Source organism: Pseudomonas sp. 37 R 15 (assembly GCF_900004865.1).
Classification (GTDB): Bacteria; Pseudomonadota; Gammaproteobacteria; order Pseudomonadales; family Pseudomonadaceae; genus Aquipseudomonas; species Aquipseudomonas fluorescens_AM.
Genome location: NZ_CVTV01000061.1, coordinates 125,685 through 142,966 on the forward strand (window position 1 = coordinate 125,685; position 17,282 = coordinate 142,966).

Consider the following 17,282-nt stretch of genomic DNA (forward strand, 5'->3'; position numbering starts at 1 on the left):
GCTGCTCAAGGGTTATGAAAAGTTTCCCTGGCCATCGCTACCTTGCACAGCCTCAACGCCCGTCCAGGCCAGCGATTGCAGAGGAGCAACACATGCCCAACGACCGACTTGACAACAATCATCGCCCCCCCAGCACCTATGAACTGCTCACCCAGTTAACCACCGGGCCCACCACCCACGAGGTCGCGGCCGCCACGTTGCGCTCGGCACTCAGAGAACTCTACCCCACCCTTAATATCGATCCCGACCTGGCGATGGTGGTCAGCCCGCGCTGGCATGTCATGGGCAGCGCTGTCGAACCGGCGCCAGCCGTTATCCAGTCCCTGACCTCGGTACTGGCTCATCAAACGCTGACCAGCGAGCGGGTCACTTACATCGATGGCGAGCACTTCCTCACGCTGCAGCCGAACGCGGCGGCGCCTGTGCACCTTGCGGTGAAGATCGATGCCATCGCACGCTTGATCAACGAGTTATCCGACTTGCTGTTCATCGCTTTTCAGGAACAGCAACTTAACTTCTGGAACGCCTCCGACGACAGCAGCAGGCCACGCTGGCAGACGTTTTCCAATTCGCTGAGGAAAGTGTGGAATGTCACCGAAGAGCAAGGCCTGGATGAGCACCATGCGGCCATGGCCCGTGAAGTGTTCCAGGAACCGGACCGGGGCAGGCGCTCGCTCAATGATCGCTACAAGAGTCACGCCTACCTGGTTGACGTCGACCTACTGTGGGACGGCGAGTCCACCCACATCAGTTTCCTGGACATCGCCGTACTGGTTGGCGAGCACGACGAGCGCCAATTGGTCCTGACGCACTCGCTGGTCAGTGGCTATGAAACCTTCGAGTCACTTGAAGCGTTCGGCGCCTCATTGCCAGCCCGGCTCAGTGCGCCACAGCGTGATATCACGTTGCAATGGCGCCTGTATGAGCCCGCCGGCAACTTTTTCGACACACTGGCCTGCACCCTGATCGCGCTGCAAATCCGCGCCATCGGCAGTTACAGCCAAGCCGCGGTCGATGAGCCGGCAGAGGACCAGCCAAGCCCTACCACCGTCGCCCGCATTGTGCCCAGCATCGAAGAGATGAGCGATCACCAACTCTCGAGTATCCGCGAGGTTCATCAACAACTGCCCGACTGGCTGGCCTCGGCGTCGGACTCGGACACCGCCGCCTATAGCCGCTACATGATCGACCTGGCCCAACTGCATGCCCACTATCGCGGCGAAACATTCCAGGACGGCATTGCGCCCATTCGGGACTATGCCCGTACGCAACTGCAAAGCCGCATCCAGGCGCATAAAGGCGGTGCACGCCTGAACCTGGACAAAATCGAGGTGGTGATCGAAAGCCCGGTGGTATGGGGCACCTTCGTCGTGCCGGGCAGCGTGGACATCACACGTCGCGGCCTGATCGATCTGACGTTGGACAACCTCACCGGCCTGCCCACCGGCAACACCACGGTGCACCACAACGACGATAACAATGGCGTCCCCAGCTGGCTGACCTTCAGCTATTTGAAAGACCTGATCGAAGACATTGATATCGGCGAACACTACCCCGCACTGATCAAACAGAAACTGCTCGATGACCCGGTGCAATCCAGTCACCGCCAACAGCTGTATATCAGCCATCTACGCCTGCAACTGCCGCTGCTGGCCCTGCAAATGAAAATCCGCAGACAGGGCGCAATCGATGAGCGCGGCTACCGCTACGTTGCCGCCGCGATGCACACCGATGAATACGACCGCCACGTAGACGGGCAGCTCATTGTTATCCGCGCCCTGGCCTTCGTGCCCACATTGCGGCCCGGCAATGAGCGCGACGTGGTCGCCAATATGTTCGTGATCGGTCCAAGGGACGCCAACGCCGGTCCGTGCCTGCTTTATCGCCCGTTGCTGGAACCGGTGCTGGTGCAATACCCGTCACGGCAAAACCTGCTGTACGCGATCAAACATAACCGCCCCTTGCGCGAATCGGTGCTGGCCTGGCTGCCGCAAGCGCAAAGCTTCAACTACGCCCAATACGTGTTCCCCGACACCTTCCCCTCGCCCTGGACGGTGGTGCGAGCCCTGGTCGAGCCCCTCACCCTGCTGTACATGAGCGGCCCCGTGGCCCTGGCCGATCAAGAAGTGGGCAATGACGCCCTGGCAACGCTGTTCAAGGCCAACGCCACCGCGATGGTCGAATTGGCGGACCGCCAGTCGGTGTCCACTGTACAGAAGCGTTGGGCGACGTTTCGACACACCGGCTGGCAAATATTCAACGCGGCCCTGCCATTCATGGGCCGTACCGTCGGAATAGCCGCCTGGGTCTGGCAAATCATGGACGACCTGCAAGCCACCGAGGAAGCCGTGGACAAGGGGGATCAACAAGCCTCGTGGACAGCGTTAGTGGATGTATTCCTCAACCTGGGCATGGCTTTGACCCTGCACATCGCCCTACGCCATCCTCGCCCGCTGGAACAGTTCGATGCGCCGAAGGGCAAAACTCGATCCGAGTCAAAAACGATCGAAACCGCCGGTAAACCACCGGTTACCAAGAAAAAATATAAAGCTGTGCAACAAGCCAATATTCCCGACAGCCAACTGCCCGCCAAGCACCAAGGCGCCGTACACATCCTGGGGGCCCTGAGCCATAGCCGCTTGGGCCTGGCCAAGACACTCGACAGTTTCAATATCGCCAAACCCGATAAGCTTGGCGAGCAAAACAAAACGCCTGGGCGCCACTTGAATCTGTATCCACTTGCAGACAAGTGGTATGCACCGGTTGCCGCGCGTTGGTTCGAGGTGAGGGTGGATGACAACGACATTGTCATCATCATCGACCCGAAGGCACCGTTGCGTACAGGCCCGCCGCTGATCGGCAATCTGGCGGGCCAGTGGTACGTTGACATCCGCTTACGACTGCGCGGCGGCGGCCTTCGGAACCGTCAGCGTGCGGTCAAGGTCAACCAGCCTGAGCGCATTGCGGCACTCATGACCCAGCTCAACGCCTTTGATGCGGTCGCCGCCAGACAACAGCTGGACGTGCTTGAGTCAAAGCCTGCACTGGACGCCGCCCCCGGCCCTTCCACGGACCTGCTGCGTACAGCGTTCATAGGTAAAGCCGACAACCGGCTGACGGCGTACGATGAAGCGATCAGTCAGCTGAAATCCTTGAGCATCATCGATGCCGTGCCCACCTACCAGCGCAACATGAGTGAATACCTGAAACAGCAAATACAACTGTCTCAGATAGTCGTGGAGCAACAATTGGTGGGCTATAGCGAGGCCTTGAAGGCTTCGTCCCCCATCCTCGACGCCGAAACAGGCATTGACTATAAAAACCAGGCGCGAAGCGCACAAACCCTGTCCACCTTGAACCTGGCAATCATCAAGCGCCTGGAGTTCATCAACAACCGTTTCAGCGATCTCAAAATGCTGGGAGATGAAGGCGCAGCGGTCATTCAAAAAACCATGAGCGAGTTGCCCCCGTTCACCCTCGCTGAGCTCAAATCCCTGGAGATCGGCTTGGGTCGCTACTTGTGTATCGATGAAGAGCAAAGCCAGATCCCTGCCACGCTGCGAGAGCAGATGAACCAGTGCGTCGATACAGCCGAACTTAACGTCGAGAGTTTCACTGAAATCATGGAACGGGGTAGCGACACATCGCTGGATGAGCGCATTGACGTGCTCAACAGCCTGGTCGAGCAATTTTCCAGCGCAGACCAACGTCTGCTGGACATGCATGCCGACCACCCGCAGTTTCTGCTGAAAACTCGCCTGGAAAGCTTTCGACAGCAAATTGGCGAGTTCAGCCGGCGGGCCGTTCACGACCTGGCGCATCTGCTGCGCGAGAAAAAAGCCCTGGAACCCAAGCCCGGCAGCTCAAAGGCCACGCGCGCGCCACGGCGCAAGGTGATCACGACACGCTACGATGGCATTCTAATAGCCCAGCCCCAAGAGTCCGACAGTACGCTGGTCGATGTCAGGACGTCCGTGACGGGCAAGGTACTCGCTACGTTTCATGAAAAAACCCCAGGCGTCTGGGTCAAGCGGCAAAAGGTCACCCCGCCACCGCCACCGCCTGCCACGGTGGACCTGGATACCAGCATCAACACCGGACAAACGCTGTTGGATGCCGAGCAGGCTGAAACCCGCAAGTATCAGGGCTTCTCACGTAAACCCTGGCACGCGCCCCAGGATATCCAAGATATGTACGAGGCCTACGCCAAAAAACTGGAGGATGTGTCAAACGACATCGAGCAAGCGCTGACCCGGCGCAATCTCACCGAAAGCGACCATACTTCCGCCGCGTCGACCAAGCGCAACCTCAACGACGCAGCACAGCGGCTTTATCGCCTGGGTAGAACAACCTACATCGACATGATCAAACAGCAGCCGCCCACGGCGGCGCGGGTGGAGTGGCTGCGTAGCCAAGGGCTGATAAGTATCAGCAAAACCTTCAGCCGCCGCGCCGTCAAAGGGCCTCCAAAGGGCTACCTGGACGAGTACGAGGTACGTGATAAAGAAACCAACGCCGTGCTGTGGTACGCGCACTTCCACTATGCAACGAAAGGCGCCGCCCTTGAGAGATTCGATAAGGCCCACCTCAAGACGCGTGAACAACAGCGCCTGGGTGGCTCTCGCCAACGCACCGGACCCAGTGACTGGGAAATGATAGAAATCCACCGCAGCAGCATCGGTGATCAACTGGCCAAGTCGCTGTTCCTCAACAGCTGATCACCTTTTTATGCCTGCCATACCTGGCGCAAACGGGCCAGAGCCTGCGCGATGGCCGCCTCGGGCACGGCGGCAAACCCCATCACCAGGCCCGCGCGCTGGTCCGGTGGTGGGCTTGTGCCAGCCAGCCAATGCTACTCAAACCGTTGATCTCAACCTCTACCGCACGGGCCTGCGCGAGCAACGCCTGCTCGCGGGCCAGGCTGTCCACTCGCACTGTCAGGTGCAGCCCGGCCGCAACGCTGGGCAAGGCGCCGACGCCGGGCAACCCACCGGGCCAACCGGCCAGCAAGGCATTGCGACGGCTCAACGCAGCGCGACGCATTCGGCGAATGTGGCGTTGGAAGTGCCCCGCCGCCATGAACTCAGCCATTACCGCCTGGGTGCTGACTTCCGAATGGCGCATGTCCACGGCGCGGCGCCGAGTGAAGGCTTGCACCAGGCCCGGTGGCAGCACCAGGTAACCCAGGCGCAACGCCGGGAACGCCACTTTGCCGAAAGTGCCCACGTATAACACGCGACCACTGCGGTCCAGCGCCGCCAACGGCGACAGCGGCGCGCCGGTGTAGCGGTACTCACCGTCATAATCGTCCTCCACGATCCAACCGCCCGAACGCTCGGCCCAGGCCAGCAACTCCAGACGCCGGGCCAGGCTCATCACCACGCCCAACGGATACTGATGGGAAGGTGTGACATAGGCCACACGGCACTCATGCAGAGCGTTGAGCACCTGGCAATCCAGGCCCTCGCTGTCAACCGGCACGCCCTGCAATCGTCCACCAGCCAGGGCGAATGCATGGCCTGCCGCACGGTAACCCGGATTTTCCACCGCCACCCCATCACCCGGCTCAACCAGCAACTGTGCACAAAGGCTGATCGCCTGCTGTGCCCCACTGGTGATCACAATTTGTTCAGCCGTGCACTGCATACCCCGTGAGCTGCGCAGGTAGGCGGCAATCAAACCACGCAGGCGGCCGTCACCTGCTGGATCGCCATAGCAGAGCTGTTCCAGGTCAGGTTTGCGCCAGAACGCCCCGTTCAGCTTGGCCCATACCTCAAATGGAAACAGATCAAAGGCCGGTACGCCCACCCGAAATGCCCGCGGTGGCCCCATGGGAGGCTGAGGCAGGTGGTGGTTTTTTACCCGCGCCAGGCCCGTGCTGTGGATAACTTGATCGTCCAGATCCTCAGGCAAATTCGCCCATTTTGTGGATAAGGCTGGGGATAAGCCTGTTGAAAACCCTGTGGATACTTTTGTGGATAGTTTTTTTGGCCTGGGCAATTGGGCTACATAGGTGCCATCTCCCACCCGACTCTCGATAAACCCCTCCGCATACAGCTGATCGTAGGCGCGCACGACGCTGTTTCGGGAAATCGACAATGCCGCCGCCAGATCACGAGTAGCAGGTAACCGTGTACCACTGACCAGCCGTCCATCCAGCACCCGCTGGCGCAGGGCTTCATAGAGTTGGCGCGTCAGGCCCTGGCGGCGGTCCAGTTCGATACCGGCAGGGTTGAAGGACAACGGCGGCGAAAGGAGCGGCATATTGGACCTATGGAAATAGCGCTAGATGGCTCTTACAACGAACCAATAGCCTGCCTACGATGCAGGCATTCGCCAAGGAAAATTTCCATGTACACACCCCGCGCCTTTGCCCTCGATGACTTGCCCCAAATCCAGCAACTGATCCAGCACACCCGTCTGGCGCAGTTGGTGACCGTGGGAGAAGATGGCCTGCAAGCCAGTCATCTGCCACTGCTGCTCAACCCCGATGAAGGTCCCAACGGCACGCTTTACGGGCACCTGGCCAAGGCCAACCCGCAATGGCGCGAGCTGCAAAATGGCAGTGAGGCGCTGGTGATCTTTGCGGGTGCCGACGCCTATATCAGCCCGGCGTTTTACCCGGCCAAAGCCGAACACGGCAAAGTGGTACCGACCTGGAACTACATCGCCGTGCACGCCTATGGCAAGGCCGAGGTGTTCAGCGACGCCGAGCGATTGCTCAAGGTGGTCACCGCCCTCACCGAGCGCCATGAAAGCGGCCGCGCCCAGCCCTGGGCAGTCAGCGACGCGCCGGCGGATTACATCGACGGCATGCTCAAGGCGATCGTCGGCTTCGCCCTGCCCATCGAGCGTGTGATCGGCAAACACAAACTCAGTCAGAACCGCAGCGCGGCCGACATGGCAGGCGTGCGCGAAGGCCTGGCCGCCAGTACCGATGTGCGCGACCAGACCCTCGCCCGCTTTATTCCCCAAGGAGTTACACAATGACCCGGATCGACATTCGCCAAGTCACCGCCGCCGACCACACCACCTGGCTGCCGTTGTGGCAGGCGTATTTGAAGTTCTACAACACCGAACTGCCGGACGCCGTCAGCCAAAGCACCTGGCAACGCCTGATCGACGCCCGCGAGCCGACTCATTCGGCACTCGCCTGGCAGGACGGCAAGGCAGTGGGCATGGTCAACTTCATCTACCATCGTTCCAACTGGAGCATCGAGAACTCCTGCTACCTGCAGGACTTGCTGGTGGACCCCGCCCAGCGTGGCACTGGCGTGGGCCGCAAGCTGATCGAATTCGTCTACGCCACCGCCAAGGCCGATGGCTGCTGCAAGGTGCACTGGTTGACCCACGAGACCAACGCCACCGCGATTCAACTGTACGAACGCATCGCTGAACGCCCAGGTTTCATCCAATTTCGCAAAGGTCTTTAAGGAGCGCAGCATGGTCACTTCCCCCGCCGACTGGAAAGGCGCCCCCGCGCCTGCCGCGCAACTGCTTGAAGGGCGCTTTATTCGCCTGGAAAAGCTCGACCCGGCGCGCCACGCCGAGCAACTGTGGCAAGCCCTCGAAGGCCCCGGTGCCGACCCGACGTTGTGGGACTATTTGCCCTACGGGCCTTTTGCTGAGCGCAGCGCCTTCGATGCCTGGCTGAACAACCATGCTGCCAGCAGCGACCCGTATTTCTTCAGCGTGGTCGACCGCGCAAGCGGCCAGGTCCAGGGCATCCTCAGCCTGATGTCCATCGTCCCCGCTCACGGGCGTATTGAAATCGGCCACGTCACCTTTGGCGCACCGATGCAGCGTTCGCCAAAAAGTACCGAAGCGGTGTACCTGCTGGCCAAGTACGCGTTCGAACAGGGCTACCGCCGCCTGGAATGGAAGTGCAACAACGGCAATGCGCGCTCCCGGTATGCAGCCGAGCGCCTGGGGTTCAGTTTTGAAGGCGTGTTCCGCCAGCATATGGTGGTCAAGGGGCAGAACCGGGATACGGCGTGGTATTCGATGCTGGATTCGGAATGGCCGAAGATTGGCGCGGGGTTTGAGGCGTGGTTGTCGGAGGAGAACCAGGCCGGTTCCGGTCAGCTCAGAACACTGGCCGAATGCCGAACCTGAACCTCACCCGCAAAACAAAACCCATGTGGGAGGGGGCTTGCCCCCGATGGCGGTTTATCAGTCAAACAGGCTGAGACTGACACTCTGCTATCGGGGGCAAGCCCCCTCCCACAATTTTGATCTGCGGTGAATCAGTTGGTAAGGCGCTCGGCCAACACCGCAATATGCTCCGGCCCGATGCCGCAGCAACCGCCCAAATGGCTGGCGCCACGCGCTTTCCAATCAGCCGCCCACTGCAGGTAACCCGGCGGGTCGAGATCGTCGCGCAATGGGTCCAGGCCATCGTTGGCCGTGGCTTCTTTGGGTTGCGGTGGGAAGGCATTGGCGTAGGCGCCGATCTGAATCGCGACGCCCAATCGCTCGAAGGTTGCCCGCGCCGCATCGATCGCCGCGCCGATCACTTCCGGCTGGCTGCAGTTGAACAGCAACACCTGCACGCCCAACTGCGCCGCCGCCTCGGCCGCCTCCGCCACTGGCTCACCGGAACGCAGGCGCGGCACGTCATCAGTGTCTTCATCTTTCAAGGTAAACGACAGCCAGAACGGCTTGCCATCCTGCGGCAGGCCGGCATGAATCGCTTGTGCTTCAACGATGGAGCTTTGGGTTTCCGCCAGCCACAGGTCAACGTGAGGCGCCAGGCCCTGCACCAGCGGTGTCAGCAATTCGCTGACCCGCTCCGGCAGGAACAGGTCGGGCCGGTATGAGCCAAACAACGGCGGCAATGAACCGGCGACGCGCACCGGTTTGCCGGATGCCTTCACCGCCCGTCGCGCCAACTCACCGGCCAGCGCGGCCAGCACCTGGGCCTCTTGCGCGAACCGCGCTTCGCCGATATGAAACGGCACCACCGCGTAACTGTTGCTGGTAATCACGTTGGCACCACTGTCGATATAAGCTGCGTGCACCGCCTCTACCGCTTGCGGCGCTTCGCTCAGGGCCAGCGCCGACCATTCCGGCTGGCGGAACGGCGCGCCACGGCGTTGCAGTTCACGGCCCATGCCGCCATCGAGAATTACTGTACTTGCTGTGCCCATATGCTTTTTACTCATATGCTTATGAAAATAACTCACTATGAGAGTCGTTCTTATAACTATTTAATGCGTACCGTTCGGTTAATAACAACCTCTTTTTTATTCGGGTGCTCGATTTTGAAATTACGACCGCTGTTGGCCCTGGGCCTGACCATATTGGCCGCTTCAACCCAAGCCTTTGGCGGCGCCACGCTGGACCGTATCGAACAGAAGAAAGAGCTGGTCGGTGTGCTGATGGAAAGCTACCCGCCGTTTTCATTCCTCAACGATCAAAACCAACTCGACGGCTTCGACGTGGATGTGGCCAAGGCCGTGGCGCAAAAGCTTGGGGTCAAGTTGCGCCTGGAAACGCCTTCATGGGACGTCATTGCCGCCGGCCGCTGGAGCGGGCGCTACGATATTTGCATCTGCTCCATGACCCCGAGCAAGGCACGCGCCGAGGTGTTCGACTTCCCGGTGGAGTACTACGCCTCGCCCGCCGTCATCGTGGTCAATGCCAAGGATGATCGCATCCATACAGCCAAAGACCTGAGCGGCAAGAAAGTCGGCCTCACCAGCGCCTCCAGCTATGAAAGCTACCTGAACAAGAACCTGGTGATCGAAGGCGCCGAAGACACACAGTTGCAGTACCCGTTCGAGGATGTGCAGATTGCCCCGTACGACACCGACAACGTGGCATTCCAGGACCTCGGCCTGGGCGCGGGCGTGCGCCTGGATGCAATCCTCACCAACCTGGTCACCGCGCAGCCGCGCCTGACCCAGGACAAGCGTTTCAAGCTCGCAGGCGAGCCGTTGTATTCGGAGCCCAACTCGGTGGCCATCGAGAAAGGCGACGCGCAGTGGGACAGCAAAGTGCGTGAGGTCTTCGCCCAGCTCAAACAGGACGGCACCTTGAGCAAGCTGTCGCAAAAATGGATCGGCGCCGATATCAGCCGATGAGTTTTCGTATACGGCTTTACCTGACCTGGGCGGCGCTGTTCGCCTTGTTTGCCAGTTTCTTCCTGAGCTTTGACCTGAAGTTCTCGATCATCCTCGACAAGCTGCCCAACCTGGTCGGCCTGCACCTGGCGCCCAATGGCTTCCTGCAAGGTGCGGCGCTGACGCTGTTTTTATGCCTGTGCGCCATCGTTGCGTCGTCGGTACTGGGTTTTGTCACCGCCCTGGGGCGCCTGTCGAAAAGCGCGGTGGCGTTCGGCATTGCCAGTTTCTACGCCTCGTTCTTTCGCGGCACGCCGTTGCTGATCCAGATCCTGCTGATTTACCTGGGTTTTCCGCAACTGGGCCTGGTACCGGGCGCCATCGTCGCCGGGATCATCGCGCTGTCGCTGAACTATGGTGCCTATCTGAGCGAGATCTTTCGCGCCGGTATCCTCGGCGTGCCCCATGGCCAACGGGAAGCCGCATTGGCCCTGGGCATGCGTGACCGGGCGATCTTCTGGCATGTCACCCTGCCCCAGGCCATGCGCACCATCATTCCGCCGGCCACCAACCAGTTCATCTCGATGCTCAAGGACTCGTCGCTGATCTCGGTGATGGGCGTTTGGGAAGTGATGTTCCTGGCGCAGTCCTATGGCCGCTCGAGCTATCGCTATATCGAGATGCTCACCACGGCGGCGATCATTTACTGGGTGATGTCTCTCGGGCTGGAGCTGATCCAGGCGCGCATGGAGCGGCATTTCGGCAAAGGTTATGTGCGCCGCGGTTGAAGTTCAGAACCCCTAGGCAGATGAGCTTTGAGCCGCACGCCATTAACGACAACTCCCGCAAACCAGCGGTCAGTGGCCTGACAGTTATCCCTCGACGACCTCGCTACATTCCCGGCCTCATTCATCAGAGGTCGGGAATTCATGTCTTTCATACCCTCCAGAATCGCTGCGTTCATCAGCCTTGCAGTGGCCATCAGTGTTCAACCCGCGCAAGCACGCGGCGATATTGAATACAGGCCGTTTTTTCATCACCCCTATGATTCAATCGACACTGAGTGGGCCATCGAACCCAAGCTCGGTACGCCGCCTTCCCCGCCGCCCTACGCCGGGTACCTCATTGGACAAGCCACTACCTACAACGGCGTGCAGGTCGCCAAGGTGCTGGAGCCCGCGCTGCTTGAACTGCTGAACGCCGGTGAGCTGACCTCGGAACAGATAAAGAAGCTGCAAAAGGTAGATGAAGCACTTGCCGGACAGCCCGGCGGAATCGGCGCAGCCCTTGAACAATTGGCCGGCAGCCAAAACGCTAACCTGGCCACCGCCACCCACGCCGTCACCAGCCAAATCAGCAACCAATTACTCTCGACCCTGCGCGCCTTGCCCGCCGACGAGAATAGTCACTTTTGGGTGCAGGGCCTGGGCAACGATGGCAACCTCGATTCACGAAGCGGCAGCGCCGGCCTGAAACACGGTACCCGCGGGCTGTTGCTGGGCGTCGACTGGGCGGTGGACCAAGCCTGGCGCGTGGGGGTGATGAGTGCCAAATCCGCGAGCAATCTTGGCGCCCAGCGCTTTTCCGCCGAGCTGGACAGCTTGCATCTGGGAGCCTATGCCGTGCGACAGGACGGCCCGCTGGCCCTGCGCCTGGGTGCGATCTACAGCAGCCACGCCGGGACCAACAGGCGCAACGTCAATCTGCTCGATTACAAAGATCAGCTCAAGTCTCGTTACGATGCCCAAAGCCAAACGCTGTTCTCGGAACTGGGCTATCAATTGGGCAGCCAGAACTTGCGCGTCGAGCCTTTCGCCGGCATTGGCTACCAGCGTTATCACCGCGACAGTTTCAAGGAAAGCGGTGGCCTGAGCGCACTCAACGTCGGCGCGCAGACCCAGCAGAACCTGAGCAGCACGGTTGGTCTGCGCCTGGCGACGGTGTACCGGTTCGATAATCAGATCAGCCTTACACCCCACCTCAGCACCGGCTGGAAACACCTCTACGGCGCAGTCGACAGCCAGGTGCACCAATCCTATCGCAACGTTCCAGTGGTGCTGGACGGCTTCACCATCACCGGTACGGCACTGGATCGCAACAGCCTGGACGTGCAAGCCGGTCTGGACGTCGCACTCTCCAAGCAACACACACTGGGCCTGACTTACAGCGGCCAGGCGGGCACGCATAGCCGCAATCAGGGCGTGAAGGGGCAGTGGACCATGAGCTTTTAACCAAGCGTACTAAGGCGCTATTCCAATAACGAGCCCTCTTACAACGCTCAATGCCACCCGCCGACAGCTACAGGCATTTACCTGCGGTAGTTTTTCGACCTCCAGCACACGTGAGGTCGAAATCCAATGTCGAGCGTATCCACACAGCTTGCAGCCTGCTCCCCTCAAACGTTCTATTCGAACTCGGCCGCTGTGCATGTCGAGGCCGGCAGCGCCATCGAACTCACCACCGGAGGCCACCTCACAAATAACGGGCATATATCCACCGGCCCCTCAACACGCTTCGAAGAATCGTACAGTGGCATAAGCGTGAACGGCGCAGACGTAACAGTCGTCAACCATGGGGCAGTGATGGGTGGCAGCAATGGCATCAAGGCCAAGGACGCTGTAGTACTGACCAATACAGGAGCGATCACCGGCCAGAAAGGCGCCGGTTTGAAATCCAAGGGCAATGCAGAGGTGGTCAATTATGGCGTCATCACCGGCGCAGATACCCAGCGTGCCCGGCAGAACGACGGCGACGGTGATGGCCTGGATATCGACAAATTCGGGCGCATACACAACTACGGGATCATCGAGGGCACGGGGGCCAATGGCAGTGACAAGCACGGCGCGCCCAATACCAGTGAAGGCATCGCCATAGGGGGTGCCGACATCTATAACCACGGCCTCATCAGCGGTGCGCATCATGGCGTGCTGGTCGACAACGGGAACGCAGGGCCTGCCTTTGGCAGCACGTTGCTGGTCAACAACGGCAGTATCAGAGGTCGCAATGGCTATGGGGTAAACCTGGTCGGGAATTTCAACGACAGGGTCATTAATAACGGCCTGATCAGCGGTGGCAACGGCGTTGCCCTGAACATGGGCGGTGGCGACGACGTGCTGACTGTGCGCGGCCAGGCCCGATTCAGGGGCGAGGTGGACGGCGGCAGCGGTACCAACCAGGTCATCCTGGATGATATCGAGGGCGGCATGTTCAACGGCGCCCGCCAGGTTCAGCACCTGGACGTCACGGCAGGCGCCTGGACCCTGACCGGCGCACTGGAGGCCAACCAGCGAGGTCGGGTTCAGAGCGGCGCCACGTTGATCAACCAGAGCCGCATCGGCGGCACGGTCACGGTTGAACAGGGTGCCACCTACGCCGGAGGCACGGTGAACGAACTTGAGGTTGCCGGTACGCTGGTGCTCGACCCGGCCTTGAAAAACCAAGGGCGCATCAAACGCGACCTGAACATGACACAGGGTTCGACCCTGGCTCTCAAGGTGGGCCAGAACGAAACACACAGCACCCTGAAAGTCGGCAACCGTGCCAGCCTCGGGGGTGCAACACTGAGTATCCAGATCGAGCACGAAAGTGATGAACTGCTCAACCGCCAGCTACGCATCGTCGACGCCGCACAGATTGAAGGCCGCTTCGAGCGGATCACCAGCAACCTTGAAACCCTGACCCCGGAACTGATCTACACAGCCACCGGCGCCTTTGTCAGCTTCAAGCGCAAAAAGCCTGCTGACGAAGCCTGAATATCAGGCAAAAAAAAGGAGGGCACCTGCCCCCCCGAGGATTAAGCGGTAATGTCGAAGGCTGAATTCAGCCTTCGATCTCAATCAGGATCTCACCCGGGTTGACCCGGTCACCCTTGGCCACATGAACGGCGGTCACCTTGCCGGCAATGGCTGCCTGGACTTCGGTTTCCATCTTCATGGCTTCGGTGATCAGCACGGCCTGGCCGGCCTTGACCACGTCGCCCTCCTTGACCAGCACATCGACGATATTGCCCGGCATCGCCGTGCTGACATGGCCCGGTTCGGTAGCGTGCTTGCGCTTGCTGCCGCCGCTGCTGACAAATTCGTTGAGCGGTTCGAACACCACTTCTTCCGGCATCCCGTCGATGGACAGGTAAAAGTGGCGCTTACCTTCGGCCTTCACGCCGACACCGGTGATATCCACACGGTAGCTTTCGCCGTGCACGTCGATAACGAACTCGGTCGGCACGCCTTCGCCGCTGGCACGGGCTACACCGCCCGCTTCCGGAATCGGCAGCAGCACTTCAGGGGCCAGGGTGCCGGCGTCGCGTTCTTCGAGGAATTTGCGCCCGATATCCGGGAACATGGCGTAGGTCAGCACGTCTTCTTCGGACTTGGCCAACGCGCCGATTTCACCGCGCAGCTTGGTCATTTCCGGCTTGAGCAAATCAGCCGGGCGAACATCGATAACCTCTTCGCTGCCGATGGCCTGACGGCGCAACTTTTCGTTCACCGTGCCCGGGGCCTTGCCGTAGCCGCCTTGCAGGTAGAGCTTCACTTCGTTGGTGATGGTCTTGTAGCGCTCACCGGCCAGCACGTTGAAGAACGCCTGTGTGCCGACGATCTGCGACGTGGGGGTGACCAGCGGCGGGAAGCCGAGGTCTTCACGCACGCGCGGGATCTCGGCCAGCACTTCGCTCATACGGTTCAGCGCGCCCTGCTCTTTCAACTGGTTGGCCAGGTTGGAAATCATCCCGCCCGGCACCTGATTGACTTGCACGCGAGTGTCGACGGCGGTGAATTCGCTTTCGAACTGGTGGTACTTCTTGCGCACGGCGTAGAAGTACAGGCCAATCTCCTGCAACAGCTCCAGGTCGAGGCCGGTGTCGAATTCGCTGCCTTTGAGGGCCGCGACCATCGACTCGGTGCCTGGGTGGCTGGTGCCCCAGGCGAAGCTGGAGATGGCGGTGTCGATATGGTCGGCACCGTTCTCGATGGCCTTGAGCTGGCACATCGCGGCCAGGCCGGCGGTGTCGTGGGAGTGGATAAAGATCGGCAGGTTCTGTTCGGCTTTGAGCGCCTTGACCAGTTCGCCGGTGGCGTAAGGGGTCAGCAGGCCGGCCATGTCCTTGATCGCAATCGAGTCGCAGCCCATGGACTCCAACTGCTTGGCCTGGGCCACGAAGGCGTCGACAGTGTGCACCGGGCTGGTGGTGTAGGCGATGGTGCCCTGGGCGTGTTTGCCGGCGGCCTTGACCGCTTCGATGGCCACGCGCAGGTTACGTACGTCGTTCATCGCATCGAAGATACGGAACACATCGATCCCATTAACCGCGGCCTTGGCGACGAAGGCTTTGACCACGTCGTCGCTGTAGTGGCGGTAGCCCAGCAGGTTCTGGCCGCGCAGCAGCATTTGCAGGCGCGTGTTGGGCAATGCCGCGCGCAGTTGGCGCAGACGCTCCCACGGATCTTCTTTGAGGAACCGTACACAAGCGTCGAAGGTAGCGCCGCCCCAGACCTCCAGGGACCAGTAGCCGACTTTGTCGAGCTTGTCGCAGATCGGCAGCATGTCATCGGTGCGCATGCGGGTCGCCAGCAACGATTGGTGAGCGTCGCGCAGGATGGTGTCGGTTACGAAGATTTTTTTAGTCATTGGTAGCTCCTCATAGCGGCAAGTTTCAAGCTACAAGCTGCAAGAAAAAGCCAATCTGCTTTTACTTGTAGCGTGCCGCTTACAACTTGCAGCTGTTTATTCATAAACCTGCGTGTGCGGCGATGGCGGCGGCGATGGCCAGGGCCAGCTCTTCGGGTTTGCGCTTGATCGAGTAGTTGGTCAGCTCAGGGTGGCTTTCCACAAAGCTTGTATTAAATTGGCCGCTGCGAAATTCCGGGTTGCGCAGGATTTCCTGGTAATAGGCGGCGGTGGTCTTCACGCCTTGCAGGCGCATGTCGTCCAGGGCGCGCAGGCCGCGGTCCATGGCTTCTTCCCAGGTCAACGCCCACACCACCAGTTTCAGGCACATGGAGTCGTAGAACGGCGGAATGGTGTAGCCGGTGTAGATCGCCGTGTCGGTACGCACGCCAGGGCCGCCGGGCGCGTAGTAACGGGTGATCTTGCCGAAGCTTGGGAGGAAGTTGTTCTTCGGGTCTTCGGCGTTGATGCGAAACTGCAACGCGAAACCACGGTGCTGGATATCTTCCTGTTTCACCGACAGCGGCAGGCCCGAGGCGATACGAATCTGCTCACGGACGATATCGATCCCGGTGATTTCCTCAGTGATGGTGTGTTCCACCTGCACCCGAGTGTTCATCTCCATGAAGTACACCTCGCCCTCGGCGAGCAGGAACTCCACGGTGCCGGCGTTCTCGTAGCCCACGGCCTTGGCTGCGCGCACCGACAGGTCGCCGATGTAGGCGCGCTGTTCCGGGGTCAGCTGCGGGCTGGGGGCAATTTCGATGAGCTTCTGGTTGCGGCGCTGGATCGAGCAATCACGCTCGAACAGGTGCACCACGTTGCCAAAGCTGTCACCGAGGATCTGCGCCTCGATGTGCTTGGGATTGACGATGCATTTTTCCAGGAACACTTCTGCCGAGCCGAAGGCCTTGGTGGCTTCGGAGATCACACGGGGAAAGGCTTGTTCGAGTTCTTCGCGGCTGTTGCAACGGCGAATACCGCGACCGCCACCACCCGAGGTGGCCTTGAGCATCACCGGGTAACCGATACGGTCGCCTTCGGTGAGGGCTTCATGGATGTCGGCGACGTTGCCTTCGGTGCCCGGCGTAACCGGTACACCGGCCTTGATCATGCTGCGGCGTGCTTCGGTCTTGTCGCCCATGCGGCGAATCACTTCCGCCGACGGACCGATGAACTTGATCCCACGCTCGACGCAGATGTCAGCCAATTCGGCGTTTTCCGACAGGAAACCGTAGCCGGGGTGCAGTGCATCGCAGCCGGTTTCCACGGCCAGGTTCACCAGTTTGCGCGGGTTCAGGTAACCGGCCAGGGGCTCGGCTCCGATGCTGTGGGCTTCGTCGGCACGCTTGACGTGCAACGCGTGGCGGTCGGCGTCCGAATAAACCGCGACCGAGCGAATGCCCATCTCGGCGCAGGCACGCACGATTCGTACGGCAATTTCACCACGGTTGGCGATCAGGATCTTTTTTATCACTTGGAAATTCCCTTGAGCCGATTGCTGCGTCTTTGACCCTGGGTAGCCGGGGGTCAGCGCGTGACCAAATGTTT

Annotated in this window: 11 protein-coding genes and 1 pseudogene; 8 read left to right on the top strand and 4 right to left on the bottom strand. The window is 60.4% G+C overall.

The window, feature by feature from the left end:
• The first annotated feature begins 92 nt into the window (after positions 1 to 92).
• Positions 93 to 4,718 (top strand): dermonecrotic toxin domain-containing protein, encoded by a 4,626-nt coding sequence (locus BFQ04_RS26315; protein WP_065953290.1) that lies wholly within the window; start codon positions 93 to 95, stop codon positions 4,716 to 4,718.
• Positions 4,719 to 4,726: 8 nt separating this feature from the next.
• Here BFQ04_RS26315 and BFQ04_RS26320 read toward each other — a convergent pair.
• A pseudogene (locus BFQ04_RS26320) lies at positions 4,727 to 6,264 on the bottom strand (PLP-dependent aminotransferase family protein).
• An 87-nt stretch (positions 6,265 to 6,351) separates the two neighbouring features.
• Here BFQ04_RS26320 and BFQ04_RS26325 point away from each other — a divergent pair.
• From BFQ04_RS26325 to BFQ04_RS26335, 3 genes are read left to right on the top strand one after another with little or no spacing between them, the layout of a single operon-like run.
• Complete coding sequence (locus BFQ04_RS26325; protein ID WP_065953291.1) at positions 6,352 to 6,990, top strand: FMN-binding negative transcriptional regulator; 639 nt, start codon at positions 6,352 to 6,354, stop codon at positions 6,988 to 6,990.
• Positions 6,987 to 7,433 (top strand): GNAT family N-acetyltransferase, encoded by a 447-nt coding sequence (locus tag BFQ04_RS26330; protein WP_065953292.1) that lies wholly within the window; start codon positions 6,987 to 6,989, stop codon positions 7,431 to 7,433. Before BFQ04_RS26325 ends, BFQ04_RS26330 begins: the two co-directional genes overlap by 4 nt.
• 10 nt (positions 7,434 to 7,443) lie before the next feature.
• Positions 7,444 to 8,115 carry a GNAT family N-acetyltransferase gene (locus BFQ04_RS26335; RefSeq protein ID WP_065953293.1) on the top strand — a complete coding sequence of 224 codons (672 nt, stop codon included), beginning with the start codon at positions 7,444 to 7,446 and terminating at the stop codon, positions 8,113 to 8,115.
• Between the two features lie 131 nt (positions 8,116 to 8,246).
• Here BFQ04_RS26335 and BFQ04_RS26340 read toward each other — a convergent pair whose 3' ends face one another.
• On the bottom strand, positions 8,247 to 9,149 hold the full coding sequence (locus tag BFQ04_RS26340) for a homocysteine S-methyltransferase family protein (protein ID WP_065953294.1): 903 nt from the start codon (positions 9,147 to 9,149) through the stop codon (positions 8,247 to 8,249).
• A gap of 114 nt (positions 9,150 to 9,263) precedes the next feature.
• Here BFQ04_RS26340 and BFQ04_RS26345 point away from each other — a divergent pair, with 114 nt between their 5' ends.
• The 4 genes from BFQ04_RS26345 (at position 9,264) to BFQ04_RS26360 (ending at position 13,816) form a co-directional block, all read left to right on the top strand.
• Complete coding sequence (locus BFQ04_RS26345) at positions 9,264 to 10,085, top strand: ABC transporter substrate-binding protein (protein WP_065953295.1); 822 nt, start codon at positions 9,264 to 9,266, stop codon at positions 10,083 to 10,085.
• Positions 10,082 to 10,852: an amino acid ABC transporter permease gene (locus BFQ04_RS26350; RefSeq protein ID WP_065953296.1), complete on the top strand. Its 771-nt coding sequence runs from the start codon at positions 10,082 to 10,084 to the stop codon at positions 10,850 to 10,852. Before BFQ04_RS26345 ends, BFQ04_RS26350 begins: the two co-directional genes overlap by 4 nt.
• 141 nt (positions 10,853 to 10,993) lie before the next feature.
• On the top strand, positions 10,994 to 12,295 hold the full coding sequence (locus tag BFQ04_RS26355; RefSeq protein WP_065953297.1) for an autotransporter outer membrane beta-barrel domain-containing protein: 1,302 nt from the start codon (positions 10,994 to 10,996) through the stop codon (positions 12,293 to 12,295).
• A 351-nt stretch (positions 12,296 to 12,646) separates the two neighbouring features.
• The gene (locus BFQ04_RS26360; protein WP_065953298.1) at positions 12,647 to 13,816 is read left to right on the top strand and encodes a hypothetical protein; all 1,170 of its coding nucleotides are present in this window, start codon (positions 12,647 to 12,649) and stop codon (positions 13,814 to 13,816) included.
• Between the two features lie 67 nt (positions 13,817 to 13,883).
• On the opposite strand, the gene oadA is transcribed toward BFQ04_RS26360, so the two are convergent.
• Positions 13,884 to 15,692, bottom strand: a complete 1,809-nt coding sequence (gene oadA, locus BFQ04_RS26365) for a sodium-extruding oxaloacetate decarboxylase subunit alpha (RefSeq protein ID WP_065953299.1) — start codon at positions 15,690 to 15,692, stop codon at positions 13,884 to 13,886.
• Between the two features lie 100 nt (positions 15,693 to 15,792).
• Positions 15,793 to 17,208 carry an acetyl-CoA carboxylase biotin carboxylase subunit gene (locus BFQ04_RS26370; RefSeq protein WP_065953300.1) on the bottom strand — a complete coding sequence of 472 codons (1,416 nt, stop codon included), beginning with the start codon at positions 17,206 to 17,208 and terminating at the stop codon, positions 15,793 to 15,795.
• Between the last annotated feature and the right edge of the window lie 74 nt (positions 17,209 to 17,282).